The sequence below is a fragment of the Streptomyces sp. NPDC012888 genome (genome assembly GCF_042900645.1).
GTDB lineage: Bacteria > Actinomycetota > Actinomycetes > Streptomycetales > Streptomycetaceae > Streptomyces.
Window position 1 is genome coordinate 135,234 of sequence record NZ_JBIBBM010000016.1, and the last position, 25,640, is coordinate 160,873.

Genomic DNA, 25,640 nt, shown 5'->3' on the forward strand with positions numbered 1-25,640 from the left:
GGCGGAGTGACGGGACGTCAGGAGGGTCAGCGGTTGCCGAGACGTTCCATCAGTGCGGCGTGCACGTGCGGGGGCAGCAGGTGGGAGACGTCACCGCCCCACGCGGCGACCTCCTTGACCAGGGAGGAGGAGAGGAAGCTGTAGGTGGGGTTGGTGGGGACGAAGAGCGTCTCCACGCCGGTCAGGCCGTTGTTCATCTGGGCCATCTGGAGTTCGTAGTCGAAGTCGCTGACGGCGCGCAGCCCCTTGACGATGGCGGGGATGTCGCGCTGCTTGCAGAAGTCGACGAGCAGACCGTGGAAGGCCTCCACCTGGACGTTGCCGTAGTCGGCGGTCGCCTCGCGGATCAGCTCGATCCGCTCCTCGACCGTGAACAGTCCCTTCTTGGACTGGTTGATCATCACGGCGACGTGGACGACGTCGTACAGCTTGGAGGCGCGTCCGATGATGTCGAGGTGTCCGTTGGTGATGGGATCGAACGATCCCGGGCAGACGGCGCGGCGCAACTGAACTCCCTCGTTCATGAGTCTTCGCTGGTGAGAGCGGCGCGACCGTACCAGAGGGTGCCTTCGCCGTACCGCCGGGAGCGGAGCGGCTCGAACCCGTCGGGCCAGGGGAAGGCGCCGCTGCGAGTGCTTCGCTCCACGGTGACGAGCGCGTCGTCGGTGAGCCAGCCATTGGCGCGGAGTGTGAGCAGGATCTCGCCAAGATCGCTGTGGGTGACGGCGTAGGGCGGGTCCAGGAAGACGATGTCGTACGGGTCTCCCGGCGCCGGGACGGCGACGACCTGCTCGGCCTTGCCGGCCCGGAACTCCGCGCCGGGCAGGCCCAGCGCGCCGATGTTGTCCCGGATGGCCCGCGCGGCCCGGGCGTCGGCCTCGACGAGCAGGGCGTGGGCCGCGCCGCGGGAGAGCGCCTCCAGGCCGACGGCCCCCGAGCCGCCGTACAGGTCGAGGACCCGCGCGCCCGCCAGGCCGTGCAGGGACTCCCAGGTGGAGAACAGGCCTTCGCGTGCGCGGTCGGAGGTCGGCCGGGTGCCGGTGCCGGGCGGCACGGCCAGCCGGCGCCCGCCGGCGGTGCCGGCGATCACGCGGGTCATCTGGGTTCCTTCGGGTCTGCGGGTGGTGGTGGCCGCCGCCGGGGCGGCCACCACCATTGTCAGCCCTTCTCCAGGTACTGCTCCCGTTCGGTGTCGAGGAGCGCGTCCAGGGCGGTGCGCAGCCCCGGCAGGGCCTCCAGGCCGGGGTCGGCGGTGACCACCCGGGTGGCTTCCTCGCGGGCCTGGGCGATGACCTCCTCGTCCTCGATGACGGCCAGCATCCGCAGCGAGGAGCGGACCCCGGACTGGGCCTGACCGAGGACGTCGCCCTCGCGGCGCTGTTCGAGGTCGATGCGGGAGAGCTCGAAGCCGTCGAGGGTGGCGGCGACGGCGGCCAGCCGGGCGCGGGCCGGGCTGGCCTCGGGCATGTCGCTGACGAGGAGGCAGAGGCCGGGGGCGGAGCCGCGGCCGACCCGGCCGCGGAGCTGGTGCAGCTGGGAGACCCCGAACCGGTCGGCGTCCATGATCACCATCGCGGTGGAGTTGGGCACGTTGACGCCGACCTCGATGACGGTGGTGGCGACCAGGACCTGTGTCTCGCCGGCCGCGAAGCGGCGCATCACCTCGTCCTTGTCGGCGGGGTCCATGCGGCCGTGCAGGACCTCCACGGTGAGCCCGGCGAGCGGGCCGGTGCGCAGCTGTTCGGCGACGTCGAGGACGGCCAGCGGGGGCCGTCGCTCGTCGGCGTCCTCCGCACCGTCCGCGCCCTCCATGCCCTTGGCGCTCTTGGCGCTCTTGGAGCCCTTGGAACCCTTGCCGCCCTTGCCGTTGTCGTCCTCGCCGTCGCCGATGCGGGGGCACACCACGTAGGCCTGGTGGCCCTTCCCGACCTCCTCGCGGACCCGTTCCCAGGCCCGGGTGAGGAAGTGCGGCTTGTCCCGGGCGGGGACGACGTGGGTGGCGATGGGCGAGCGGCCGGCCGGCAGCTGGTCCAGGACGGAGGTCTCCAGGTCTCCGAAGACGGTCATGGCGACGGTCCGCGGGATCGGAGTGGCGGTCATCACCAGCAGGTGCGGCGGCTGTTTGCCCTTGGAGCGGAGGGCGTCGCGCTGTTCCACGCCGAACCGGTGCTGCTCGTCGACCACGACCAGGCCGAGGTCGTGGAACAGGACCTTGTCCTCGATCAGGGCGTGCGTGCCGATGACGACGCCGGCCTCGCCGGTGGCGAGGTCGAGCAGCGCCTGCCTGCGGGCGGCCGTGCCCATCGACCCGGTGAGGAGCACCACCTTGGTGGCCTGTTCGGCGCCGCCGAGCATGCCGCCCTCGGCGAGCTCGCCCATCATCTCGGTGACGGACCGGTGGTGCTGCTGGGCGAGCACCTCGGTGGGCGCGAGCATGGCGGCCTGGCCGCCGGAGTCCACGACGGCGAGCATGGCCCGCAGCGCGACCAGGGTCTTGCCGGAGCCGACCTCGCCCTGGAGCAGCCGGTGCATGGGGTGTTCGGTGGCGAGGTCGTCGAAGATCTCCCGGGAGACCTTCTGCTGGCCCTCGGTGAGGGTGAAGGGCAGCCTGGCGTCGAGCGCGTCGAGGAGTCCGCCCGGGACGGGGCGGCGGGCGACGGCGGGCAGCTGGGTGTCGGCGTGGCGGCGGCGGGCCAGGGCGACCTGGAGGACGAAGGCCTCGTCCCACTTGAGGCGTTCCCGGGCGACGGCGACGTCGGCCTTGGCCCGCGGGCGGTGGATCTTCCGCAGGGCCTCGGGGAGGGTGACCATGCCCCGGCCCTCGCGGAGCGCGGGCGGCAGCGGGTCGACGGCCGCTTCGGCGGCGGGCAGCACGGCGTCCACCGCCTTGGAGATCTTCCAGGTCTCCAGCTTGGCGCAGGCCGGGTAGATGGGGATGAGCCGGCCGGCGAAGGCGTCCACCGCCTCGCGGTCCGAACCCTCGCCGCCGAGCAGCTCGTACGCGGGGTGGGACAGCTGGAGCCTGCGGTTGAACACGCCGACCTTGCCGGCGAACATCGCGCGGGTGCCGGGGAGGAGCTCCTTGTGCGGCTTGTGCACCCCCGAGCCGAAGAAGACCAGCTGGAGGCGGCCGGCGCCGTCCGTGATGGTGACTTCGAGGCGTCTGCCGCGGCCCCCGTTGAAGGTGTGGACGCGGGCGTCGGCGACCTGCGCGACCACCGTGACGTGTTCGTCGAGCTGGTCCGAGAGCTCGGCGAGCGAGGTCAGCTCGCCGCGCTCGGCGTACCGGCGGGGGTAGTGGTGCAGCAGGTCGCCGACCGTGTGCAGGCCGAGCTGCTCGGCCAGCACCTTGGCGGTGGCGGGGCCGAGGGTCTTCTTCAGTGGTTCGTCGAGCGCGGGCACGTGTTCCATTCCACACCATGCCGCCGACAGCGCGGCGCCGCCGGGCTCCCGCCGCCCGCGGCTATTCGACGCCGATCAGGAGCGGGGCGGAGTGGCGGCCACCGCGGTAGGTGACCGTGTCCACGGCCAGGTGGCCGTCCCGTACGTAGGCCTCCAGGCGGTGCGCAAGGGCGTCGGGGACCTCCGGTCCGAGCACCAGGGTGACCAGTTCGCCGCCGGAGCCCAGCATCCGCTGGAGCACCGCCTGCGCGGTCGCGGCGAGGTCGGCGCCGATCACGGCCACGTCCCCGTCGATCAGGCCGAGGACGTCGCCGGCCTGGCAGATGCCGGCCGAGGTGAACGAGCGGCTCTCGGCGACCGCGAGTTCGCCGTAGCGGGTGGCGCCGGCCGCCGAGGTCATGGCGACCACGTCCTCGTCGAAGCTGCCCTCGGGGTCGTGGACGGCGAGCGCGGCCAGCCCCTGGACCGCAGAGCGGGTGGGGATCACCGCGGCCCGCACGCCCTCGGCGCGGGCCTGGCCGGCGGCGGCCGCGGCGACCGCGCGCAGTTCGGCGTCGTTGGGCAGCAGCACCACCTCGCGGGCGTGGGCCCGGCGTACGGCGTCCACGAGGTCCTCCACGGACGGCGGCTGTCCGGGCCGGGCCGGCACGGTGGTGGCGCCCGCCTCCCCGCACAGTCCGGCCAGGCCCTCGCCCTGGACCACGGCCACGACGGCCCGCTGGGCGCGCTCGCCGCGCCCCCGCTGCCGCTGGTCGCCGAAGTGGGTGATCCGGATCCGGTACGGCCGGCCGGCCTCGATGCCGGCCTCCACCGCGGCGCCGGGGTCGTCGACGTGGACGTGGACGTTCCACAGCCCGTCGCCGCCGACCACCACCAGGGAGTCGCCCAGGGCGTCCAGCCGCTCGCGCAGCGCCGCCACGGCCGCGTCCCCGGCCTCCAGGAGGTAGATCACCTCGAAGGCGGGCCCGCCGTGCTCCTGGGCGCAGGCGTCCGGCCGCACCGGGACGGCCGCCGGCCGCCCGGGCACCGGTTCCGCCTCGGGAGCGCGGCCGGAGAGCGCCTGCCAGAGCGCCCCGAGTACGGCGACCAGCCCGCAGCCCCCGGCGTCGACGACCCCGGCCCGGCCCAGCTCGGCCAGCTGGCCCGGGGTCCGCTCCAGGGCGGCGCGGGCCCCGTCGTAGGCGGCCCGGGCGACGGCCGCCGGAGGTCCCGCCACGGCTTCGGCGGCGCGGGCGGCGGCCCGGGCGACGGTCAGCATGGTGCCCTCGACGGGGTGGGCGACGGCCTCGTAGGCCGAGTCGGCGGCCCGGGTCAGGGCGTGCGCGAGGCGGGTGCCGGGGCCGTCGGCCGCGGTGCCGGGGTGTTCGGCGTCGGTGCCGAGTACGTCGGCCATGCCGCGGAGCAGCTGCGCCAGGATGGTGCCGGAGTTGCCGCGTGCGCCGGTCAGGGCTCCGTGCGCGTACGCCCGTACGGCGCGGGCGAGGGAGACGGGCGTGCCGTCGCCGGGCGGGGCGGCGCAGGCGGCCTCGACCTCGCGGGCGGCGGACTCGGCGGTCAGGTAGAGGTTGGTCCCGGTGTCGGCGTCGGCGACCGGATAGACGTTGATCGCGTCGATGTCCTCGCGGGCCCGGCCGAGCGAGGCCAAGGCCAGCGAGCTCCAGGTGCGCACCGCTTCGGCGTCGAGGGTGTGCGGCTCGTGCGGCACCGGGGGTTCCTCCTCCTGCGGGCTGGGGTTCACCGCAGGGTAACGGGGGGAGGGGCGGCGGCCGTGGGCTTCATGGTAGTTTTCTTCGACGGGAGCAGTCGTTGTATGCTGCTCCGGTTGCCCGACGACAGTCGGGTCATACCCCCGGCAAACCACTTCAGATCCCTGATCCGGTGCGCCGGATTTCTCTGTAAGTGCATCTGAAGTCTTTGGAGTGACCTGTGGCTGCCAACTGCGACGTTTGCGGCAAGGGGCCGGGCTTCGGCAACAACATCTCGCACTCGCACCGCCGTACGTCCCGTCGCTGGAACCCGAACATCCAGCGCGTGCGTGCCGTGGTCAGTGGGACGCCGAAGCGCCTCAACGCCTGCACCTCGTGCATCAAGGCCGGCAAGGTCTCGCGCTGACGCTCCCGTCGTAGCGCAGCCCTTCCGGTTGCCGAGAAGGCCGGTTCACCTCTGGTGAGCCGGCCTTTTGCCATTCCCTGAGGCGGGGCGTCGGCCCGGCGGAGCCGCGCCCGTACCCGCGCGCCCGCGCCAGGGGGTACGGGCGCGGGCGGACGGCGGGCCGGCTCAGGACCGCCAGCGCCAGGCGTGGTCCACCGGGCCGATGCCCGAGCCCAGCGGGAAGCCCGCCGCGATCGCCGGGGTCACGTACTCCTTGGCCGCCGTGACCGCCTCCGGGACCGTCAGGCCGCGGGCGAGGCCGGCCGCGACGGCGCTGGCCAGGGTGCAGCCGGTGCCGTGGGTGTGCCGGTTGTCGTGGCGGGGGGCGCGCAGCCAGTGCTCCTCGGTGCCGTCCGTGAGGAGGTCGACCGCCTCGCCGCCGCCCGCGTCGAGGTGGCCGCCCTTGATCAGCGCCCAGCGCGGGCCGAAGCCGAGGACGGCGTCCGCGGCCCGCCGCATGTCGTCCTCGGATTCCACCCGGACTCCGGTGAGCTGCGCGACCTCGTCCAGGTTGGGGGTGGCCACCGTGGCGGCCGGCAGCAGCAGCGTGCGTACGGCGTCCAGGGCCGAGGCGGCCAGCAGCGGGTCACCGTGCTTGGAGACGCCGACGGGGTCGACGACGGCGGGGGCGTCCGTACCGGCCAGCAGCCCGGCCACGGTCTCCACCAGCGCGGCGGAGGACAGCATCCCCGTCTTCACCGCGTGGACGCCCATGTCGTCCACCACGGCCCGGTACTGGGCCGTGACGGCCTCGGTGGGGAGCTCCCAGACCCCGTGCACCCCCGTCGAGTTCTGGGCGGTCACGGCGGTCAGCACGCTCATCCCGTGCACGCCCAGGGCCTGCATGGTCTTCAGGTCGGCCTGGATGCCGGCGCCGCCGCCGGAGTCCGACCCCGCGACGGTCAGGCAGAGCCGGGGCGCCGCGACGGCCGGCGCGCTCATCGCAGCGGCTCCTCGGCCGGGTCCGCGCCGAAGTGGTCCCAGCCGCCCGTGCTGGTCCAGGGGGCGCCGTCCACCGTCACCTGCGGCTGCGCCGAGGGGCCGCGGACCTCGCCGATGACCTTCCAGCGGGCGGGCAGCTTCACGTCCGGCGGGAAGGTGGCCACGATGGCGTGGTCCTCGCCGCCGGTGAGCACCCACTGCAGGGGGTCCACGCCGACCGCCTGCCCGATGTCGAACATCTGGGTGGGGATGTCGATCGCGGCCGACCGCAGGTCGATGCGGACCTTGCTGGCCTCCGCGATGTGGCCGAGGTCCGCGACGAGGCCGTCGCTCACGTCCGTCATCGCGGTCGCGCCGAGGCCGGCCGCCGCGGGGCCCGCGTGGTACGGGGGTTCCGGCCGCCGGTGGGCCTCGACGAAGGCGCGCGGGGAGCGGAAGCCGCGGGAGAGCACCGCGAAGCCGGCCGCGGACCAGCCGAGCCAGCCGGTGACCGCGACGACGTCCCCGGGCTTGGCCCCGGAGCGGGTGACGGGCTCGTGGTTACGGAGATCGCCGAGGGCGGTGATGGCCACGGTGATGGTGTCGCCGCGGACGACGTCCCCGCCCACCACGGCGGCGCCGGCGACCTGGCACTCGTCCCGCAGGCCGTCCATCAGCTCGGTCGGCCAGGTCACCGGCAGCTCGGCGGGCACCACCAGGCCGAGCAGCAGCGCGGTGGGCACGGCGCCCATGGCCGCGATGTCGGCGAGGTTCTGCGCGGCCGCCTTGCGGCCCACGTCGTAGGCGGTGGACCAGTCCCGCCGGAAGTGCCGGCCCTCCAGCAGGATGTCCGTGCTCGCCACGACCCGGCGGTCGGGCGCCGACACCACCGCGGCGTCGTCACCGGGCCCGAGCCGGACCGCCGGGGTGCTGGTGAGCCGGGAGGTGAGCTCCCTGATGAGCCCGAACTCGCCGAGCTCGCCCACAGTGCCCTTCATCGCTGTGCTCCTTCTGGCCCAGTCCGCTTGCGGTCGCGAGCCGTCACAGCTCTGGGTACCGTCAACTGATACGTCAACTTGTGCTCTGCGGACGCCCCGCTTGGCGCGGCGCCCGGCTCACGGGTCTCCCCGTGACACTCGGCGACGCGGTACCGTGGCGTCCCTTCTCCCCCGGGGTGTCCCACCCGAAGATTAGGGGGTGTCGGGGAAATGATCCTCGCGGCCGCCCTGGAGGTTCCGTGGTACAGGCGTACATCCTGATTCAGACCGAGGTGGGCAAGGCGTCGTCGGTCGCCGAGGCCATCGGCCAGATCTCGGGGGTGATCCAGGCAGAGGACGTGACGGGTCCGTACGACGTCATCGTCCGGGCCCAGGCGGACACGGTGGACGACCTCGGCCGCATGGTGGTCGCCAAGGTCCAGCAGGTGGAGGGGATCACCCGTACCCTGACCTGCCCGGTGGTGCATCTGTAGCCCCCGTCTACTCTAGGCCGGTGAAGTCCCGCCGCCTCCGGCCCGCCCCCGTGCCCGCGCTGACCGCCCTCGCGGCCCTGCTCGCGGTCGCGGGCTGCGCACCCGGCGACGCGGACGTACGGGTGGAGCCGCCGCCCGCGCCGCCGGCCGAGGTCGCGAAGCTCTGCGCGGCGCTGCACGGGGAACTGCCCGACCGGGTGGCCGGTCTCGCCCGGAGCGGGACCGAGCCCCGGTCGGAGCTGACCGCCGCCTGGGGCGGCCCGGCGATCGTACTGCGGTGCGGGATCCCCAAGCCCGCCGCGATGGCGGATCCCAAGCAGGAGGGGGTCCACGTCAACGGGGTCGCCTGGCTGCTGGAGGAGCTCCCCGACTCCGCCGGCGGCGGGTTCCGGTTCACCACCGGCATGCGGCTGGCCTACATCCAGGTGTACGTGGACGAGGCCCACGCCAAGGACGCGGGCATGCTGGTCGGTCTCTCGGACGCCGTCGCGAGGACGGTTCCGGAAGGCGTGGCCGCGTACTAGCGGGGGCCCGTACGGGCACGACCCGGCCGCCCGGCCGCCGCCGGGTGACGGCGGCCGGCGGCGGGTGTCAGCGCAGGCCCGTGGAGCGGCGGAGCGCGGCCTCGATCAGGCGGTCCACCAGTTCCGGGTACTCGATCCCCGACTCCTGCCACATCCGCGGGTACATGGAGATCGGCGTGAAGCCGGGCATGGTGTTGATCTCGTTGATGACGAAGTCGCCGTCGTCCGTGAGGAAGAAGTCGGCGCGCACCAGGCCCTCGCAGGAGGCCGCCTCGAAGGCCTCCACGGCGAGCCGCTGGACCTCGGCGGTCTGCTCCGCGGTCAGCGGGGCGGGCACGATGCCGGAGGCGGAGTCGATGTACTTGGCCTCGAAGTCGTAGAACTCGTGGCTGGACACCGGCGGGATCTCGGCCGGGGCGCTGGCCCGCGGGCCGTCCTCGAACTCCAGGACGCCGACCTCGATCTCGCGGCCGCGCAGCAGCGCCTCCACGATGACCTTCGGGTCGTGCCGCTGGGCCTCGCGGATCGCCTCGTCCAGGCCTGAGACGTCGTCGACCTTGGTGATGCCGATGGAGGAGCCGGCCCGGGCGGGCTTCACGAACAGCGGCCAGCCGTGCTCGCCGGCGAAGTCGACGATCCGCCGGCGGGCGGCGGAGGCGTCCGCGGCCCACTCGCGCGGGCGGACGGTCAGGTACGGCCCGACCGGCAGCCCGAACGAGGTGAACACCCGCTTCATGTACTCCTTGTCCTGCCCGACGGCCGAGGCGAGGACGCCCGAGCCGACGTACGGGATGCCGGAGAGCTCCAGCATGCCCTGCAGGGTGCCGTCCTCGCCGTAGGGGCCGTGCAGCACGGGGAAGACGACGTCGACCTCGCCCAGCGACTTCGGCACGTTGCCGGGCTCGGTGTAGACGACCTCGCGGGAGGCCGGGTCGACCGGGAGGACGACCCCGCCGTCCTCGGCCTCGGCCAGGTCCGACACGCTCGGCAGGGCGCGGTCGGCGATGGCCATCCGGGCCGGCTCGTCGGCGGTCAGCGCCCAGCGGCCGTCGGTCGTGATGCCGATCGGCAGGACTTCGTACTTGGACCGGTCGATGGACCGGAGCACGGCGCCCGCCGTGACGACCGAGATGGCGTGTTCCGAGCTGCGGCCGCCGAACACGACGGCCACGCGGGGCTTGCGGCCCTGCTGCTCAGGGGTCTGGGGGAGGTTCTCGCTGCTCATATCGCCACGAGGGTACCCGCTCGAACGTACGGAAAGGTGTCAGCGGCGTTCCGGTTTGGCGCTGCGTCCCATCAGGTCCTTCAGCGCGACCAGCGGCGGCTTGCCGTGGTGGACGATGTCGACCACGGTGTCGGTGATGGGCATGTCGACGCCGTGGCGGCGCGCCAGATCGGCCACCGACTGGCAGGACTTGACGCCCTCGGCGGTCTGCTTGGTGACCGCGATGGTCTCCTCCAGGGTCATGCCGCGGCCCAGGTTGGTGCCGAAGGTGTGGTTCCTGGAGAGCGGCGAGGAGCAGGTGGCGACCAGGTCGCCGAGGCCGGCGAGCCCGGAGAAGGTGAGCGGTTCGGCGCCCATCGCCAGGCCGAGGCGGGTCGTCTCGGCGAGGCCGCGGGTGATGAGGGAGCCCTTGGTGTTGTCGCCCAGGCCCATGCCGTCGGCGATGCCGACGGCCAGGCCGATGACGTTCTTGACGGCGCCGCCGAGCTCGCAGCCGACCACGTCGGTGTTGGTGTACGGGCGGAAGTACGGGGTGTGGCAGGCGGCCTGGAGGCGCCGGGCCACGGCCTCGTCCACGCAGGCGACCACGGAGGCGGCGGGCTGCCGGGCCGCGATCTCCCGGGCCAGGTTGGGGCCGGTGACCACGGCCACCCGCTCGGCGGGGACCTTGGCCACCTCCTCGATGACCTCGCTCATCCGCTTGGCGGTGCCGAGTTCGATTCCCTTCATCAGGGAGACGAGGACGGTGTCGGGGGCCAGCAGCGGGGCCCACTCGGCCAGGTTGCCGCGCAGGGTCTGCGAGGGGATCGACAGCACGGTGAAGTCGGCGCCGGCCGCGGCCTCGGCCGGGTCGGTGGTGGCGCGCAGACTGGGCGGCAGTTCGATTCCGGGCAGGTAGTCCGGGTTGGTGCGGCCGGTGTTGATGGCGTCGGCGAGTTCCGGCCGGCGGGCCCACAGGGTCACCTCGCAGCCGGCGTCCGCCAGCACCATGCCGAAGGCGGTGCCCCAGGAGCCCGCGGAGAAGACGGCCGCCTTCACGGGACGTGTCACTTGGTGCCCTCCCCCGCGGCCTTGCGCCGCTGCTCGGCCCGCGCCTTGCGGTGGTCGTACGGCTGCGCGGGGGCCTGCTCCCCGCGCAGTTCCTCCAGCAGGGCGGTGATGGCCGCCATGATGGCCTCGGTGGCCTCCTTGAGGACCTCCGGGGTGGGTTCCCGGTCGTAGAACCGGGAGAGGTCGACGGGCGGCCCGGCGAGCACCCGGAGCCTCTTGCGGGGGAACAGCCGGACCTTGTTCTCCCTGGCGTACGGCGGCATGGCGAGGTTGGCGCCCCACTGGGCCACCGGGATGACGGGCGCCCTGGTGATGAGGGCGACGCGGGCGGCGCCGGTCTTGCCCCGCATCGGCCACTGCTCGGGGTCGCGGGTGAGGGTGCCCTCGGGGTAGAACGCCACGCACTCCCCGCGCTCGATGGCGTCGACGGCGGCCCGGAACGCGTCCAGGGCGTTGGTGGTCTCCCGGTAGACCGGGATCTGTCCGGTCCCGTGGAGGATCGTCCCGACGAACGGCGTCCTGAAGAGGGCGGCCTTGGCGAGGAAGCGGGGGACCCGGCCGGTGTTGTACTGGTAGTGCGCGTAGGACAGCGGGTCCAGATACGAGTTGTGGTTGACGGCGGTGATGAATCCCCCGTCGGCCGGAATGTGTTCCATTCCCCGCCAGTCCCGCTTGAACAGCACGAGCAGCGGCGGTTTGGCGATGACCGCTGCCAGGCGGTACCAGAAGCCGATTCTGCGGCGGGGCACTCTGAACACCTTCCTCTAGGACCGGTTCGGGTGGCGGGGCGCGGTGGGCCGGACAAGTGTCGCCCCGGGTCCGGTCTCTGTCGAGAACACCGTACGCCCCGGTCACGGCGGCGGTCCCCCGGGTTGCCGGGCGGGGGGTGACAATGGCCGTCGGAGGCCGAGCGGAGGGCGGGGCGGGAAGTGGGGCGCAGGAACGCCGGCTGGAGCCTGGTGATACCGCTGAAGCCCCTCGCGCTGGCCAAGAGCCGGCTGGCCGCGGCGGCCGGAGCGGAGCGCGCGGGACTCGCCCTGGCGTTCGCCCAGGACACCGTGGCGGCGGCGCTGGCCTGCGGCGCGGTACGGGATGTGGCGGTCGTCACGGACGATCCCAGGGCCGGAGCGGAACTGGCGCGGCTGGGGGCGCGGATCGTGCCGGACGCCCCGGGCGCGGGGCTCAACCCGGCGCTGGCCCACGGGGCGCGTACGGTGCGGGCGGCCCGGCCGGGGGCGGCGGTGGCCGCGATGAACGCGGACCTGCCGGCGCTGCGGCCGCCGGAATTGCTACGCGTGCTCGAAAGGGCGGGGGATTTTCCGCGCGCATTTCTGGCCGATGCGGCAGGAATCGGAACCACCCTGCTATCGGCTGTTCCGGGCGCGGAATTGGCGCCTGCGTTCGGAGGGGCGTCCCGGCTCCGGCATTCCGGCTCGGGGGCGGTGGAAATCGCCCTGTCCGGGGTCGACAGCGTACGGCTGGACGTGGACACGGGGGCGGATCTGCGGGCCGCCGCGACCCTCGGTCTGGGCCCCCACACCTCCCGATACAGTGCCGGTATGCAGGCAACCGCGTTCACGTACGACGAGCAGACCCGCAGCGGCAGTGTGCTGCTGGACGACGGCACCCCGGTGCCCTTCGAGGCGCCGGCCTTCGACGCGGGCGGCCTGCGGCTGCTGCGTCCGGGTCAGCGGGTACGGATCGAGACCGAGGGCGAGGGCAGCGCGCTGCGGATCACGTTGATCACCCTGCAGACCCTGTGACGGCGGCGGCCGGGAGCCGCACGGACGCACCGCGGGCGGGTCTCCCTGGCTGAGGGAGGCCCGCCCGGCATGTGACTGCTTCCGTCCCGCTTCACTTCTTCCGGGCGGTGGTCTTCTTCGCGGTGGCGGTCTTGCGCGACGTGGTCTTCTTGGCCGGCGCCTTCTTCGCGACGGTCTTCTTGGCGGGCGCGGTCTTCTTGGCGGTGGTCTTCTTGGCCGTGGTGGTCTTGGCCGCCGAGGTCTTCTTGGCCGCCGCGGCCGTGGTGGTCTTCTTGGCCGCGGTGGACTTGGCCGCCGAGGTCTTCTTGGCCGCCGCGGCCGTGGTGGTCTTCTTCGCCGCGGTGGACTTGGCCGGGGTGGCCTTCTTGGCCGCCGCCGTGGTCTTCTTCGCCGCCGAGGTCTTCTTGGCGGCGGCCTTCTTGACCGTGCTGCGGCTGCCGCCGGCGGCGGCGGCCGCCATCAGGCTGCCCTTGGGGGCCTTCTTGACGGCGATCTCTTCGCCCTTGGGGAGCTTCTTCGTGCCGCTGACCAGGTCCTTGAAGCCCTGACCGGCGCGGAAGCGCGGCACCGAGGTCTTCTTGACCCGTACGCGCTCACCCGTCTGCGGGTTGCGGGCGTACCGGGCCGGCCGGTCGACCTTCTCGAACGAGCCGAAGCCCGTGACCGAGACCCGGTCGCCCGCGACCACCGCGCGGACCATCGCGTCGAGTACCGCGTCCACGGCGTCCGCGGCCTGCTGGCGGCCGCCGAGCTTGTCGGCAATCGCTTCTACGAGCTGCGCCTTGTTCACGTCTTCCCCTTCGGAGACATCGCCAGAACGAATGTGTTCAAGCTATTTCGCACGTTAGGCGGATATATACCGCAAATCAAACACGAAACGGGCTAATCACCCTAGTGCCGCAACGACGAACGTCGTTGCGGAGTTCCTTCGCATCAGTCGCCTTCAGGGAATCGACCCTCGTCGAGATCCTTCATCAACCTGTCCAGACGCCTTGCCGCGTCGGCGAGATCGTGCTTCGCCGCGGCCGTGACGACCAACAGCTTCCGGGTCAGCGTCATCCTTACGCCCTCCGGGACTTGCAGTGCGCGCACCTTTGCGTGTGCTTCTTTCAACCGGTCCGCGACGAGCTCGTAGAGCTCGAGTTGACTGTCGCGTTCCATGCACAGATTGTGCCATCTGGGGCGAGTTGTCGCCTCACGGGGCCTCAACATACGGCTGTGCCCCCCGCCGGGAGGCGGGGGGCACAGTCACGGAACGGCGATCCACCGAAGGCGAATAAGCCCTGCTCAGGCTGGAATCAGCCCCGAATCGTGCTCGGCTTGAAGGTGGGGCGGACGCTTTCGTACGCCGCGATGTCGGCTTCGTTCTTGAGGGTGAGGGAGATGTCGTCGAGTCCCTCCAGCAGGCGCCAGCGCGCGTTGTCGTCCAGCTCGAACTCCGCCTCGATACCGGTGGCGCGGACCTGCCGGGCGACCAGGTCGACGGTGATCTCGGCGGTCGGGTCGGCCTCGGTCAGCTCCCACAGACGGTCCACCGTCTCCTGCGGCAGCACCACCGTCAGCAGTCCGTTCTTCAGCGAATTGCCGCGGAAGATGTCGGCGAACCGGGAGGAGATGACGGCCTTGAAACCGAAGTTCTGCAGCGCCCACACGGCGTGCTCGCGGGAGGAGCCGGTGCCGAAGTCGGGGCCGGCGACCAGCACGGTCGCGCCCTGCCGCTCCGGACGGTTGGTGACGAACTCCGGGTCCTTGCGCCAGGCCTCGAAGAGCCCGTCCTCGAACCCGTCACGGGTGATCTTCTTCAGCCAGTGGGCCGGGATGATCTGGTCGGTGTCGACGTTGCTGCGGCGCAGCGGGACGGCCCGGCCGGTGTGCGTGGTGAAGGCTTCCATGGTTATCGGACTCCGGCAGGCGTGGGGACGGCAGAGGACTCGGGCAGATCGGCGGGCGAGGCCAGGTGGCCCAGCACCGCGGTGGCGGCGGCGACCTGCGGGGACACCAGGTGGGTGCGGCCGCCCTTGCCCTGCCGGCCCTCGAAGTTGCGGTTCGAGGTGGACGCGGAGCGCTCGCCGGGCGCCAGTTGGTCGGGGTTCATGCCCAGGCACATCGAGCAGCCCGCGTGCCGCCATTCGGCGCCGGCCTCCTTGAAGACCTTGTCCAGGCCCTCGGAGACGGCCTGCAGACCGACCCGCGCGGAGCCGGGGACGACCAGCATCCGTACGCCCTCGGCGACTTTGCGGCCCTCGATGACCTTGGCGACGGCGCGCAGGTCCTCGATCCGGCCGTTGGTGCAGGAACCTACGAAGACGGTGTCCACCTTGATGTCGCGCAGCGGCTGTCCGGCCTCCAACCCCATGTACTCCAGGGCCTTTTCGGCGGCCAGACGCTCCGAAGCGTCCTCGTACGAAGCCGGGTCGGGGACGTTCGCGGAGAGCGGCGCGCCCTGGCCGGGGTTGGTGCCCCAGGTGACGAACGGGGACAGCGCGGAGCCGTCGATGACGACCTCGGCGTCGAAGACCGCGTCCTCGTCGGTGCGCAGGGTCTTCCAGTAGGCGACCGCCGCGTCCCAGTCCTCGCCCTTGGGGGCGTGGTCGCGCCCTTCCAGGTAGTCGAATGTGGTCTGGTCGGGGGCGATCATGCCCGCGCGGGCGCCGGCCTCGATCGACATGTTGCAGATGGTCATCCGGGCCTCCATCGAGAGCTTCTCGACGGCCTCGCCGCGGTACTCCAGGACGTAGCCCTGGCCGCCGCCGGTGCCGATCTTCGCGATGATCGCGAGGATCAGGTCCTTGGCGGTGACGCCCTCGGCCAGCTCACCGGTGACGGTGATCGCCATGGTCTTGGGGCGCGCCATGGGCAGCGTCTGGGTCGCCAGCACGTGCTCGACCTGGCTGGTGCCGATGCCGAAGGCGAGCGCGCCGAACGCCCCGTGCGTGGAGGTGTGGGAGTCGCCGCAGACCACGGTGGTGCCCGGCTGGGTCAGTCCCAGCTGCGGTCCCACCACGTGGACGACGCCCTGCTCGACGTCGCCCAGCGAGTGCAGCCGGACGCCGAACTCGGCGCAGTTGCGGCGCAGGGTCTCCAGCTGGGTGCGGGAGACGGGGTCCGCGATCGGCTTGTCGATGTCGATCGTGGGGGTGTTGTGGTCCTCGGTCGCGATGGTGAGGTCGAGGCGTCGGACCTTGCGGCCGGCCTGGCGCAGTCCTTCGAAGGCCTGCGGGCTGGTCACCTCGTGCAGCAGGTGCAGATCGATGAAGAGGAGGTCGGGCTCGCCCTCGGCGCGCCGGACGACGTGATCGTCCCAGACCTTCTCCGCGAGTGTCCTACCCATCGCTTTCCCTCCGGCCGGCGTGTGTGGTCCGGCGCTCCTAGAGATCCCGAACCCAGTGGTTCGTGGGCCCGCACATACAGACTGGCGGGTTCTTGGAAAAATTGAACTTGCGTTTCACAGTGTGAGACGTGAATATCGTTGCATGGACAACTCTAGCGGCGTCGGCGTTCTCGACAAGGCAGCTCTGGTATTGAGCGCACTGGAGTCCGGTCCGGCCACCCTCGCCGGGCTGGTCGCGGCGACAGGGCTCGCACGACCCACGGCACATCGCCTCGCCGTGGCTTTGGAACACCACCGGATGGTGGCGAGGGACATGCAGGGCCGGTTCATCCTCGGTCCGCGGCTGGCGGAGCTCGCCGCCGCGGCCGGCGAGGACCGCCTGCTGGCCACGGCCGGACCGGTGCTCACGCACCTCAGGGACGTGACCGGGGAGAGCGCGCAGCTCTACCGCCGGCAGGGAGACATGCGCATCTGCGTGGCGGCCGCGGAGCGGCTGTCCGGACTCCGGGACACCGTGCCCGTGGGCTCCACGCTCCCGATGAAGGCGGGGTCTGCCGCGCAGATCCTGATGGCCTGGGAGGAGCCCGAGCGGCTGCACCGGGGCCTGCAGGGCGCCCGCTTCACGGCGACCGCCCTGTCGGGCGTACGGCGCCGCGGCTGGGCCCAGTCCATCGGCGAGCGGGAGCCCGGCGTGGCCTCCGTCTCCGCGCCGGTGCGGGGCCCGTCGAACCGGGTGGTGGCCGCCGTGTCGGTCTCCGGGCCGATCGAGCGGCTGACCCGCCACCCGGGCCGGATGCACGCCCAGGCGGTCATCGACGCGGCCGCGCGCCTCACCGAGGCCCTGCGCCGCTCCGGCTGACCCACCTATCCCCCAGCAGCTCCCGGGCCCGGGGGCGCGCACGACGCCGCACACGTCCACACGCGCGCTCCCGGGCCCTTCTACGTCCCGGCGCCGTTCCGGCGCGTGCCGCAGGTGTGCGCGGACATGCGAAGGGGCCCTCCGCGATGATCGCGGAGGGCCCCTTCCTTGCGTACCCCCGACCGGATTCGAACCGGCGCTACCGCCTTGAGAGGGCGGCGTGCTAGGCCGCTACACAACGGGGGCAAGATCTTCTTTTGTACTGCGCTGGCCTACCTGGACTCGAACCAAGACTAACTGAACCAGAATCAGTCGTGCTGCCAATTACACCATAGGCCACTGGTGGCTTAGACCAGTTGGTACCCCCGACCGGATTCGAACCGGCGCTACCGCCTTGAGAGGGCGGCGTGCTAGGCCGCTACACAACGGGGGCCCTAGCGATCCTGCATCAAGGCGTCCGGGAGCTACCCAGGAGACCTCGCGGGAAGGATCTGTACCCCCGACCGGATTCGAACCGGCGCTACCGCCTTGAGAGGGCGGCGTGCTAGGCCGCTACACAACGGGGGCAAGCACTGCATGCGCACTGCGCTGGGGTACCAGGACTCGAACCTAGAACAACTGAACCAGAATCAGCCGTGTTGCCAATTACACCATACCCCACTGAAAGTCAACCCTTTGCCGGGTTTCCATTCGAGTGGCGCCTCCGTGGTCTTCGGCCTTTTGGCCCGCCCCGGCGGCGCAGAAAGAACATTACCGGATGCCTGACCGTGCTCCAAAACGGGTATCCCCGGCCAGCACGTGCGGGAGCTCCGCGAGGCCCGCGATCCGGTGCACGCCCTCGGGCGCCGGCCCGGTGCGGCCGCGCCGGTCCAGCCATACGGCGACCAGCCCGGCGTCGCGCGCCCCGCAGCCGTCGATCTCCGGGTGGTCCCCCACGTACGCCACCTCGGCGGGCTCCAGCCCCATCGCGGCGCAGGCCGCCAGGAAGGCACCCGCCTCGGGCTTGCTCGTGCCCAGCTCGACGGCGCACAGCAGCACCTCGAACCGTTCGCGCAGGCCGAGGCTGCGCATCTTGCGCTCCTGGACGGCGCTGCTGGAGTTGGAGAGCAGGCCGTGCCGGTGGGTGCCGGCCAGGGCCTCCAGGGCGGGGAGGGCGTCCGGGAAGAGCGCCCAGGCGGCCTCGTAGTGGGCCAGGTAGCGGCCGAACCAGGTGTCGGCCTCCTCGTCGGTCATCGCGGGCCGCTCCAGGAAGTCGCGCACCCGGTCCCGGCGCTGTCCCTCGAAGGTGCCCAGGCCGTCCGCGAACCGGGCCCAGTGCCGTTCGGTGGCCGCCCGCCACGCCGCGAGGGCCTCGGCGGGCGAGCCGTACAGCGCGCCCAGGCCCTGCTCGTCCAGCCATGCGGCCAGACCCGCGGTGTCGGCACCGGTGTAGTCGAAGAGGGTGTCGTCGATGTCCCACAGGACCGCGCGGATCGGCATGTGACCGACGCTACAACGCCGCGGGGGCGGCCGTCCGGGCAGTGCGGAAAACACTGCGGGACGACCGCCCCCTGGGACGTGCCGCACGTCTCGGCGGGTCAGCCGGCGAGCTTGGCCAGGGCCGCGTCGATGCGGGCCAGGGTCCGCTCCTTGCCCAGGATCTCCAGGGACTCGAAGAGCGGCAGGCCGATGGTGCGGCCCGTCACGGCGACCCGGACCGGGGCCTGGGCCTTGCCGAGCTTGAGGCCGTGGGCCTCGCCGGCGGTGAGCACGGCCTGCTTGAGGGACTCGGGGTCGCTCCAGTCCGCCGACTCCAGGTTGGCGCGGGCGGTGGTCAGCAGCGCCGCCGGGTCGCCCTTCATCGCCTTCTCCCAGGAGGCCTCGTCGGAGACCGGCTCCGGCAGGAAGAGGAAGTCGACGTTGGCGGTGATGTCCGAGAGGACGGTCAGCCGGGTCTGGGCGTGCGGGGCGATGGCCTGCCAGGCCGCCTCGTCGAAGTCCTCCGGGGCCCACGGGGCGTGCGGGGCCTTCAGCCAGGGGGTGCAGGCCTCGGCGAAGGCCTTCGGGTCGAGCCGGCGGATGTGCTCCGCGTTGATCGACTCGCACTTCTTGAGGTCGAAGCGGGCCGGGTTGGCGTTGACGTCGGCCACGTCGAACTTCGCCACCATCTCGTCGATGGTGAAGAGGTCCTGGTCGGCGGAGAAGGACCAGCCGAGCAGGGAGAGGTAGTTCAGCAGGCCCTCGGGCAGGAAGCCGCGCTCGCGGTAGAGGTTCAGCGAGGACTGCGGGTCGCGCTTGGAGAGCTTCTTGTTGCCCTCGCCCATGACGTACGGCAGGTGGCCGAAGGCCGGGATCTCCTTGGCGACGCCGAGCTCGATCAGCGCCTTGTACAGGGCGATCTGGCGCGGGGTGGAGGAGAGCAGGTCCTCGCCGCGCAGGACGTGGGTGATCTCCATCAGCGCGTCGTCGACCGGGTTGACCAGGGTGTACAGCGGGGCGCCGTTGGCCCGGAGGATGCCGTAGTCCGGCACGTTCTCCGGGGTGAAGGTGAGCTCGCCGCGGACGAGGTCGGTGAAGGTGATCGGCTCGTCGGGCATGCGGAAGCGGACGATGGGCGTGCGGCCCTCGGCCTCGTACGCGGCCTTCTGCTCCTCGGTGACCACGCGGCACATGCCGTCGTACCCGGAGGGCCGGCCCTCGCGGCGGGCGAGCTCGCGGCGCTCGTCGAGCTCCTCGGCGGTGCAGTAGCAGTGGTAGGCGTAGCCGCCGTCGATCAGCTTCTTCGCGACGTCGGCGTAGACGTCCATGCGCTGGGACTGGCGGTAGGGGGCGTGGGGGCCGCCGACCTCGGGACCCTCGTCCCAGGTGAAGCCGAGCCACTTCAGCGAGTCGAGCAGCTGCTCGTAGGACTCCTCGGAGTCGCGGGCCGCGTCGGTGTCCTCGATGCGGAAGACGAACGTGCCGCCGTGGTGCCGGGCGTAGGCCCAGTTGAAGAGGGCGGTGCGGACCAGACCCACGTGGGGGTTGCCGGTCGGCGAGGGACAGAAACGTACGCGGACGTTGGCGTTAGCCACGCTTGATCACCTTGTTGGCGAGAGTGCCGATACCTTCGATGGTGACGGCGACCTCGTCGCCGACGTTGAGGGGGCCGACTCCGGCCGGGGTCCCCGTGAGGACGACGTCGCCCGGGAGCAGGGTCATCGCCTCGGTGATGTGCACGATCAGGTCCTCGACGGAGCGGACCATCTCGCTGGTGCGGCCGAGCTGGCGCTGTTCGCCGTTGACCGTGCACCGGATGGCGAGGTCGCTCGGGTCGAGCTCGGTCTCGATCCAGGGGCCGAGGGGGCAGGAGCTGTCGAAGCCCTTGGCCCGGGCCCACTGCTTCTCGCGCTGCTGGACGTCGCGGGCGGTGACGTCGTTGGCGCAGGTGTAGCCGAGGACGACGTCCTTGACCCGCTCGCGGGGGACCTCGCGGCACATGCGGCCGATGACCACGGCCAGCTCCGCCTCGTGGTGGACCTCCTGGGAGAAGGAGGGGTAGGCGATCGGGTCGCCCGGGCCCACCACGGAGGTGGAGGGCTTGAAGAAGGTGATCGGCGCTTCGGGGACCTCGTTGCCGAGCTCCGCCGCGTGCTCCGCGTAGTTGCGGCCCACGGCCACGACCTTGTTCGGGAGCACGGGCGGCAGCAGCCGGACCTTGTCCAGCGGGACCTTCGTGCCGGAGAGCTCGAAGTCCGCGAACGGGATGCCCTTGATGATGTCGATGACGAGCTCGTCGGGGGCATCGCCCTCCACGGCGCCGAAGGCGACATTTCCGTCGATCGAGAATCTGGCGATGCGCAAGGGTCGCGCCTGCCCCTCTGTTCTGCTGGTCTGCTGGCTGGAGTCTGCGTGTCCAGGCTAACGCGACCGGGGGTGGCGGACCGCGCTCGTCAGCCCGCGGCGGCGACGGGCGCGTCCATGAGCGTGGTGCGCCGCGGGTTGGCCGTCTGGGTCGGGAGGTCCATCACGTGCTCCTGGGCCTCGACCGGCTGCATGTCCTCCGCGTCCTTGAGGTGCGCGAGGGTGGTGCGGCGGGGGTTGGCTATCTTGCGGAACATCATCGTGGTGGGTCTTCCTCGTAGGACGGCGGTCGGATGGGTGAAGCCTGCAAACAGTCAGGCTAAACATCCGCTTCCCTCGGAGAACCATCGACTATTGGCCACGAGCATGTGAGTTTGCTCACGAGCGAGCGGGCATTATGGACATAACGACCAGTCATATCCGAGTCGGAAAACGGACATTGCGCCACTGAATGCTTCATTCCGCTGCTGATCATCTCGACTGGGACACCCGCCCGGCCTCGGCGTTTACGGAGCCAAAGTCCGATTCGCCCTCATTCCGGTTCCACGTCCGGTAGCCCGTCCGTCACAAGCCGTCACCGAGTCCGAGGGGCGACACGCGCACCTTGTTGGAGATCCGGCACTGTGCTGGAATTCGCGGGACCGCCGCGGGATTCAGGGGAGACGCGCGGTCAGGACGACCACCAGGGGCCGTTGGCGCCCCATGACTCGACACCGTCCGCCCGGTCGCCCGGGAGGACGCCTGGTCCAGAGGTTGCGACGCTAGTGCAGGGACGTTTCAAGAGGGATGGCAGCGCTGCGGCGGATCAGGAGCCGCGCGGCGGGACCGACCGCGGCTCCTCGCCCCAGCACGCCCAGAACCGCGGGCCGGGCGACGAAGGTGCCGGCACCGCCCCTGCCGCCGCCGTGAAGGCGAAGGGCAAGGGCAAGGGCCGCAAGGACCGGGCCGGTGCCAAGGGCCCGGGCAAGGCCGCCGGCAAGGCGGTCGCGGGCGGCCCCGCCGCCGGTTCCGGCGCGGACGGCTCCATCGAGCTGGACCGGGCGATACCGAAGGCCCCCAGTGGGCCCGGATCGCGCCTCGCGCTCCAGAACTGGCGCATCAGCACGCGACTGCTGTCGCTGCTGACCCTCCCGGTCGTCGCGGCCACCACGCTGGGCGCCGTCCGTATCAACGACTCGCTCAACGACATCGAGCAGCTGGAGCACATGCAGCTGCTGACCACGATGACCCGGCAGGCCACCAACCTGGCCACCGCGCTCCAGGAGGAGCGCGACCGGTCGGCCGGTCCGCTGATGAACAAGAAGGTCGACAGCACGGTCACCTCCTTCCGCGAGGCCACCGACCGCGCCGCCGACTCCTTCCTCGACGCCACCTCGAACATCGACGACGCGGGCGACAAGGACGAGGCCCTCAAGGCCATCCGCTCCAACGTCACCAGCATCGGCCGGCAGATCCGCAGCATCCAGGAGATCCGGGCCACCGCGTACAAGAACGGTGCCCAGCAGACGGTCTCCGAGTACAACTCGCTGATCGTCGGTCTGCTCTCGCTCTCCCAGGAGATGGCCCAGGCCACCTCCAGCCCCGAGATGATCAAGCGTACGCGTGCGCTGGCGGCGTTCTCCTCCATGAAGGAGTACGCCTCCATCCAGCGCGCGATGATCGCCGCCTCGCTCCCGGAGAGCACCAACCAGCAGGGCAAGCTGGAGGAGAACGACCGTCTCTACGGTTACTCGGCGCTCCGGAACTACAGCCAGGCCAAGGCCAACTTCGCGCTCGTCTACCAGGGCAAGAGCGAGGAACTGCTCCAGCCGATGAGCGACGGCAACGTCGAGATCGCGTCCGCCGACCTCTACGCCGAGCGCGTGCTCCGCAACCAGGGCCAGTTCGCCCGCGAGAAGCCGCGTTCCTGGCTGGACTGGTACGAGTCGGACGACACCAAGATCCAGCAGATGAAGAACATCGAGCTCCAGCTGCTGGACCAGATGGAGCAGAAGGCCCGTGAGCTCAAGAACGAGGCCCAGCAGGACGCCCTGATCAACGGTGCCCTGATCCTCCTCGTCCTCGGTGTCTCGCTGGTCGGCGCCTTCGTCATGGCCCGCTCCATGATCCGTTCGCTGCGCCGCCTCCAGGACACGGCGACCCGGGTCGCCCAGGACCGCCTGCCGGAGCTCGTCAAGCAGCTGTCGGAGTCCGACCCGCAGGACGTGGACACCTCCGTGGAGTCCGTCGGCGTGCACTCGCGGGACGAGATCGGCCAGGTGGCCGCGGCCTTCGACGACGTGCACCGCGAGGCGGTCCGCCTCGCCGCCGAGCAGGCCCTCCTCCGGGGCAACGTCAACGCGATGTTCACCAACCTCTCGCGCCGCTCGCAGGGTCTCATCCAGCGCCAGCTCTCGCTGATCTCGGAGCTGGAGTCCCGCGAGGCCGACCCGGACCAGCTGTCCTCCCTCTTCAAGCTCGACCACCTCGCGACCCGCATGCGCCGTAACGGCGAGAACCTCCTCGTCCTCGCGGGCGAGGAGCCGGGCCGCCGGTGGACGCGCCCGGTCCCGCTGGTCGACGTCCTGCGTGCCGCCGCGTCCGAGGTGGAGCAGTACGAGCGCATCGAGCTGGCCTCGGTGCCGTCCACCGACGTGGCCGGCCGCGTGGTCAACGACCTCGTGCACCTCCTCGCCGAGCTGCTGGAGAACGCGACCTCGTTCTCCTCCCCGCAGACCAAGGTCAAGGTCACCGGTCACGCCCTGCCCGACGGCCGGGTGCTGGTCGAGATCCACGACACCGGTATCGGCCTGTCCCCCGAGGACCTCGCCGCGATCAACGAGCGGCTGGCCTCGCCGCCGACCGTGGACGTCTCGGTGTCCCGGCGCATGGGTCTGTTCGTGGTCGGCCGCCTGTCCCTGCGACACGGCATCCGCATCCAGCTGCGCCCCTCCGACTCCGGCGGTACGACGGCCCTCGTCATGCTGCCCGTGGACGTCGCCCAGGGCGGCCGCAAGCCGGCTCCCGGCCAGGCGGGCCCCGGCGGCCCCGGTGCCGCGCAGGGCAACCCGGCCGCGCAGGGTGCCGGTTCCGGCCCCGGCGGCCGTCCGGCCATGGGCGGCGGCCAGCAGCGCGGCCAGGTTCCGGGTGGCGGCCAGCGTTCCGCCCTGCCCGGGCGGGACGGTGCCGGCCAGCAGCGTCCCCCGGCGGGCGGTCCGCAGGGCGGGCGTCCGCAGGGCGGCGCCGGCGCGGGCCGGCCGCAGCAGGGCCAGGGCGGCGGCTTCGACGGCTTCGCCGGCGGCCCGTCCGGCGGGCCCGGCGCGGGCGCGGCGGGCCAGGGCGGCTTCGGCGGCGGCGCCCCGCTGCCCGGTCGCGGCCCGGCGGCGACCGCCCCGTCCTCCGGTTCGGCGGGCTTCCCGCAGGGCAACGGCTTCGAGCGCCCGCAGCCGCAGGCGCCGGGGGCCCCGCAGCGCCAGGCCCCGGCCCAGGCGCAGGCTCACCCGCAGGCCCAGTCGCACACCCAGCCGCAGGCCCAGTCGCAGGCTCCGGGTCAGGCTCCGGCCGCGCCGCAGGGTGCGGGCCGCGGCCCGCGTCCGCAGCTGCCGCCGCGCGGCGGCGCCCCGCGTCCGGAACTCCCGGGCAACGGCGGCCTCCCCGCCGGCCCGGCGCAGACCACCAGCTGGGGTGCCGGTCCGGCCCGCCACGGCGGTCCGGAGGTTCCGCGCGGCCACGACGAGCTGTCGGGCCCCGGCTCGACGGCCGAGTTCGCCCGGCCGGACTTCGACTCCCCGTTCCCCCCGGACAGCGGCACCACGGGCCAGTTCGAGCGCCCCGACGTGCGCGGTCCCGTCCCCGGCGGCCCGGCCTCGACCGGCCAGTCCGCCCCTACGGACTTCCCGCCCTCGCGGGCAGGCGGCCCGGGTGTCGGCTCGTACGGAAACCAGCAGCAGGCGCCCCACACGCCGATGCCGCCGGCTCCGCGCGCCGAGGCCCCGGGACTGCCGCAGGCCGCGGCTCCGGAGGCACTGCCGCCGGCTCCCGGCCGGGCCGCGGACACCCGCAGCCCGATCTTCGACAGCCTGGAGTCCAACTGGTCCCAGCAGCCCGGCGGCGCTCCGCAGGCCCCGGTGCAGGGACCGGCCGTACCCCGGCAGCCGCAGCAGGGCCTCCCGGCCCCGCAGCCGGCCCAGCCGCAGGCGCAGCAGCAGCTGCCGCAGCGCGGTCAGGAGCGGGCGGCCGCGGACTCCGGTCCGGCCACGGTCGCCACGCCGCAGGTGAGCTGGCGCTCCTCCCCCAACGACGAGCTGATGCGGCAGGCCGAGCGCGTGCGCACGCCGGCCGCCGGCGGGGTCACCACCTCGGGCCTACCCAAGCGGGTGCCCCGGGCGAACCTGGTGGCCGGCACCGCGCAGCAGCAGTCCGACACCCAGGCGGGGCCGCAGGTCTCCCGCGCCCCGGACGACGTGCGCGGCCGGCTGACCAACCTCCGCCGCGGTATCCAGCAGGGCCGCCAGGCCGGGAACAACGGTCCGGCAACCGGCAGTTACCACATCGACCCCACTTACCAGCAGGAGCGTTAGTTGAGTTCGATGAGCCAGGCGGCACAGAACCTGAACTGGTTGATCACCAGTTTCGTGGACAACACCCCCGGGGTGTCCCACACCGTGGTGGTCTCCGCCGACGGCCTTCTCCTGGCGATGTCCGAGGGCTTCCCCCGGGACCGCGCCGACCAGCTGGCGGCCGTGGCCTCCGGCCTGACCTCGCTGACCGCAGGGGCCTCCCGCATCTTCGAGGGCGGCTCCGTCAACCAGACCGTGGTCGAGATGGACCGGGGCTTCCTGTTCCTGATGTCCATCTCCGACGGATCCTCCCTGGCCGTGCTGGCGCACCCCGAGTGCGACATCGGCCTCGTGGGCTACGAGATGGCCCTCCTGGTGGACCGCGCGGGCAACGTACTCACCCCCGACCTGCGCGCCGAACTCCAGGGCAGCCTGCTCATCTGACCGCCACTCCCCCGGCCGGCCGGTACTGCCGTCCGGGGGACCGGGGCCCGTGGCCCCGGAACCCAGTACCACCGTCCGGCCGTCATCCCGTCCCCCCACCGGCCACCGTCAGACGGCACGCTGACCACTGCTGTCGAGC

Annotated in this window: 23 protein-coding genes, 5 tRNA genes and 1 pseudogene; 7 read left to right on the forward strand and 22 right to left on the reverse strand. The window is 72.2% G+C overall.

Going from position 1 to position 25,640, the window contains the following annotated elements; genetic code table 11:
- Nucleotides 1-26: 26 nt before the first annotated feature.
- Genes coaD through ACFY61_RS25785 form a run of 4 tightly spaced genes read right to left on the reverse strand, consistent with a single transcriptional unit; the run spans nt 27 to nt 5,107 of the window.
- Complete coding sequence (gene coaD / locus ACFY61_RS25770) at nt 27-506, reverse strand: pantetheine-phosphate adenylyltransferase (RefSeq protein WP_389475655.1); 480 nt, start codon at nt 504-506, stop codon at nt 27-29.
- A gap of 14 nt (nt 507-520) precedes the next feature.
- Nucleotides 521-1,099, reverse strand: a complete 579-nt coding sequence (rsmD, locus tag ACFY61_RS25775) for a 16S rRNA (guanine(966)-N(2))-methyltransferase RsmD (RefSeq protein WP_389475539.1) — start codon at nt 1,097-1,099, stop codon at nt 521-523.
- A gap of 59 nt (nt 1,100-1,158) precedes the next feature.
- Complete coding sequence (recG, locus tag ACFY61_RS25780) at nt 1,159-3,411, reverse strand: ATP-dependent DNA helicase RecG (RefSeq protein WP_389475541.1); 2,253 nt, start codon at nt 3,409-3,411, stop codon at nt 1,159-1,161.
- 52 nt (nt 3,412-3,463) lie between these two features.
- Nucleotides 3,464-5,107 carry a DAK2 domain-containing protein gene (locus tag ACFY61_RS25785; protein ID WP_389475657.1) on the reverse strand — a complete coding sequence of 548 codons (1,644 nt, stop codon included), beginning with the start codon at nt 5,105-5,107 and terminating at the stop codon, nt 3,464-3,466.
- Between the two features lie 221 nt (nt 5,108-5,328).
- On the opposite strand from ACFY61_RS25785, the gene rpmB reads away from it, so the two are divergent.
- A complete protein-coding gene (gene rpmB, locus ACFY61_RS25790) occupies nt 5,329-5,514 on the forward strand; it encodes a 50S ribosomal protein L28 (RefSeq protein WP_064070327.1) in 186 nt (61 codons plus the stop codon).
- Nucleotides 5,515-5,679: 165 nt separating this feature from the next.
- Here rpmB and thiD read toward each other — a convergent pair whose 3' ends face one another.
- Both thiD and ACFY61_RS25800 read right to left on the reverse strand, forming a co-directional pair.
- A complete protein-coding gene (gene thiD, locus ACFY61_RS25795; RefSeq protein WP_389475544.1) occupies nt 5,680-6,495 on the reverse strand; it encodes a bifunctional hydroxymethylpyrimidine kinase/phosphomethylpyrimidine kinase in 816 nt (271 codons plus the stop codon).
- Entirely contained in the window at nt 6,492-7,472 is a 981-nt protein-coding gene (locus tag ACFY61_RS25800; protein WP_389475546.1) for a thiamine-phosphate kinase, read from the reverse strand. The genes thiD and ACFY61_RS25800 overlap by 4 nt, the downstream gene beginning before the upstream one ends.
- Nucleotides 7,473-7,711: 239 nt before the next feature.
- Here ACFY61_RS25800 and ACFY61_RS25805 point away from each other — a divergent pair, with 239 nt between their 5' ends.
- The gene (locus tag ACFY61_RS25805; RefSeq protein WP_366478019.1) at nt 7,712-7,945 is read left to right on the forward strand and encodes an Lrp/AsnC ligand binding domain-containing protein; all 234 of its coding nucleotides are present in this window, start codon (nt 7,712-7,714) and stop codon (nt 7,943-7,945) included.
- 20 nt (nt 7,946-7,965) lie between these two features.
- Complete coding sequence (locus ACFY61_RS25810; RefSeq protein ID WP_389475548.1) at nt 7,966-8,469, forward strand: DUF3515 family protein; 504 nt, start codon at nt 7,966-7,968, stop codon at nt 8,467-8,469.
- Nucleotides 8,470-8,536: 67 nt separating this feature from the next.
- Here the strand turns inward: ACFY61_RS25810 and ACFY61_RS25815 are convergent, their stop codons facing one another.
- Genes ACFY61_RS25815 through ACFY61_RS25825 form a run of 3 tightly spaced genes read right to left on the reverse strand, consistent with a single transcriptional unit; the run spans nt 8,537 to nt 11,493 of the window.
- Complete coding sequence (locus tag ACFY61_RS25815) at nt 8,537-9,694, reverse strand: D-alanine--D-alanine ligase family protein (protein ID WP_389475550.1); 1,158 nt, start codon at nt 9,692-9,694, stop codon at nt 8,537-8,539.
- Between the two features lie 39 nt (nt 9,695-9,733).
- Nucleotides 9,734-10,744 (reverse strand): NAD(P)H-dependent glycerol-3-phosphate dehydrogenase, encoded by a 1,011-nt coding sequence (locus tag ACFY61_RS25820; protein WP_389475552.1) that lies wholly within the window; start codon nt 10,742-10,744, stop codon nt 9,734-9,736.
- Nucleotides 10,741-11,493 (reverse strand): lysophospholipid acyltransferase family protein, encoded by a 753-nt coding sequence (locus tag ACFY61_RS25825; RefSeq protein ID WP_389475554.1) that lies wholly within the window; start codon nt 11,491-11,493, stop codon nt 10,741-10,743. Before ACFY61_RS25825 ends, ACFY61_RS25820 begins: the two co-directional genes overlap by 4 nt.
- Before the next feature lie 180 nt (nt 11,494-11,673).
- On the opposite strand from ACFY61_RS25825, the pseudogene cofC reads away from it, so the two are divergent.
- Nucleotides 11,674-12,292, forward strand: a pseudogene (cofC, locus tag ACFY61_RS25830) (2-phospho-L-lactate guanylyltransferase); the annotation flags it as partial.
- Between the two features lie 306 nt (nt 12,293-12,598).
- Here cofC and ACFY61_RS25835 read toward each other — a convergent pair.
- The 4 genes from ACFY61_RS25835 to leuC form a co-directional block, all read right to left on the reverse strand.
- Nucleotides 12,599-13,297, reverse strand: a complete 699-nt coding sequence (locus ACFY61_RS25835; RefSeq protein ID WP_389475556.1) for an HU family DNA-binding protein — start codon at nt 13,295-13,297, stop codon at nt 12,599-12,601.
- A gap of 143 nt (nt 13,298-13,440) precedes the next feature.
- Complete coding sequence (locus ACFY61_RS25840; protein WP_150207156.1) at nt 13,441-13,668, reverse strand: hypothetical protein; 228 nt, start codon at nt 13,666-13,668, stop codon at nt 13,441-13,443.
- 137 nt (nt 13,669-13,805) lie between these two features.
- Nucleotides 13,806-14,399, reverse strand: a complete 594-nt coding sequence (gene leuD / locus ACFY61_RS25845) for a 3-isopropylmalate dehydratase small subunit (RefSeq protein ID WP_389475558.1) — start codon at nt 14,397-14,399, stop codon at nt 13,806-13,808.
- 2 nt (nt 14,400-14,401) lie between these two features.
- Entirely contained in the window at nt 14,402-15,838 is a 1,437-nt protein-coding gene (gene leuC, locus ACFY61_RS25850) for a 3-isopropylmalate dehydratase large subunit (protein WP_389475560.1), read from the reverse strand.
- Nucleotides 15,839-15,980: 142 nt separating this feature from the next.
- Between leuC and ndgR the strand changes: the two genes are divergently transcribed.
- Nucleotides 15,981-16,697: an IclR family transcriptional regulator NdgR gene (ndgR, locus tag ACFY61_RS25855; RefSeq protein ID WP_030304142.1), complete on the forward strand. Its 717-nt coding sequence runs from the start codon at nt 15,981-15,983 to the stop codon at nt 16,695-16,697.
- Nucleotides 16,698-16,870: 173 nt separating this feature from the next.
- Here the strand turns inward: ndgR and ACFY61_RS25860 are convergent.
- The 9 genes from ACFY61_RS25860 to ACFY61_RS25900 form a co-directional block, all read right to left on the reverse strand.
- Nucleotides 16,871-16,943: transfer RNA gene (locus ACFY61_RS25860), tRNA-Glu, on the reverse strand.
- A 21-nt stretch (nt 16,944-16,964) separates the two neighbouring features.
- Nucleotides 16,965-17,036, reverse strand: a tRNA-Gln gene (locus ACFY61_RS25865).
- A gap of 18 nt (nt 17,037-17,054) precedes the next feature.
- A tRNA-Glu gene (locus tag ACFY61_RS25870) sits at nt 17,055-17,130 on the reverse strand.
- 61 nt (nt 17,131-17,191) lie between these two features.
- Nucleotides 17,192-17,264: transfer RNA gene (locus ACFY61_RS25875), tRNA-Glu, on the reverse strand.
- A gap of 21 nt (nt 17,265-17,285) precedes the next feature.
- Nucleotides 17,286-17,357 (reverse strand) — tRNA-Gln (locus ACFY61_RS25880).
- Between the two features lie 90 nt (nt 17,358-17,447).
- Entirely contained in the window at nt 17,448-18,176 is a 729-nt protein-coding gene (locus ACFY61_RS25885; RefSeq protein WP_389475562.1) for an HAD family hydrolase, read from the reverse strand.
- 98 nt (nt 18,177-18,274) lie between these two features.
- Nucleotides 18,275-19,750 carry a glutamate--tRNA ligase gene (gene gltX / locus ACFY61_RS25890; protein ID WP_389475564.1) on the reverse strand — a complete coding sequence of 492 codons (1,476 nt, stop codon included), beginning with the start codon at nt 19,748-19,750 and terminating at the stop codon, nt 18,275-18,277.
- Complete coding sequence (locus ACFY61_RS25895; RefSeq protein WP_389475566.1) at nt 19,743-20,519, reverse strand: fumarylacetoacetate hydrolase family protein; 777 nt, start codon at nt 20,517-20,519, stop codon at nt 19,743-19,745. Before ACFY61_RS25895 ends, gltX begins: the two co-directional genes overlap by 8 nt.
- 89 nt (nt 20,520-20,608) lie before the next feature.
- Nucleotides 20,609-20,779 (reverse strand): hypothetical protein, encoded by a 171-nt coding sequence (locus ACFY61_RS25900; RefSeq protein ID WP_389475665.1) that lies wholly within the window; start codon nt 20,777-20,779, stop codon nt 20,609-20,611.
- A gap of 504 nt (nt 20,780-21,283) precedes the next feature.
- Here ACFY61_RS25900 and ACFY61_RS25905 point away from each other — a divergent pair.
- Together ACFY61_RS25905 and ACFY61_RS25910 are read left to right on the forward strand one after the other, a co-directional pair.
- Nucleotides 21,284-25,078 carry a nitrate- and nitrite sensing domain-containing protein gene (locus ACFY61_RS25905; protein ID WP_389475568.1) on the forward strand — a complete coding sequence of 1,265 codons (3,795 nt, stop codon included), beginning with the start codon at nt 21,284-21,286 and terminating at the stop codon, nt 25,076-25,078.
- Nucleotides 25,079-25,501 carry a roadblock/LC7 domain-containing protein gene (locus tag ACFY61_RS25910; RefSeq protein ID WP_389475570.1) on the forward strand — a complete coding sequence of 141 codons (423 nt, stop codon included), beginning with the start codon at nt 25,079-25,081 and terminating at the stop codon, nt 25,499-25,501.
- Nucleotides 25,502-25,640 lie beyond the last annotated feature (139 nt).